Source organism: Aureimonas sp. AU12, from assembly GCF_001463705.1.
In the GTDB taxonomy this organism is placed as follows: Bacteria; Pseudomonadota; Alphaproteobacteria; order Rhizobiales; family Rhizobiaceae; genus Aureimonas.
The window spans coordinates 1-326 of the sequence record NZ_BBWH01000078.1 but is presented as its reverse complement, the minus strand read 5'-3'; the positions used below and the strand labels follow the sequence as shown (position 1 = coordinate 326).

The following is a 326-nucleotide window of genomic DNA, read 5'->3' as shown; positions in this document are numbered from 1 at the left end:
CTGCCGCAGATTGTTGCCGAGGGAAAACGTGAAGCTGAGCGCGCTATGGAGCGTGCGGAAAGCAACTACCGCCTAGGATTGCAAACGCGGGAGCTAGTTATTCCGTCGCGGGATAGTAACTGGCAAGATATGATACATGCCGTCGAAAAACGAGATGGCGGTAGCGCTGCAAATAGATTGATTTATGGGGATAATCTTCTAGCAATGGCCGCATTGCTTTCTGAAAAAGAAAGCTTAAGGGGTCAGATAAGCCTAATATATATTGATCCACCATTTGATAGTAAAGCAGATTATAGAACTAAAATAATTTTAAAGGGAGAGAGTAT

1 pseudogene is annotated in these 326 nt (G+C 44.2%); it reads left to right on the top strand.

Features of this window, described 5'->3' with window-relative positions:
- Positions 1–326: pseudogene (locus tag AUL33_RS22615) on the top strand (site-specific DNA-methyltransferase); the annotation flags it as partial.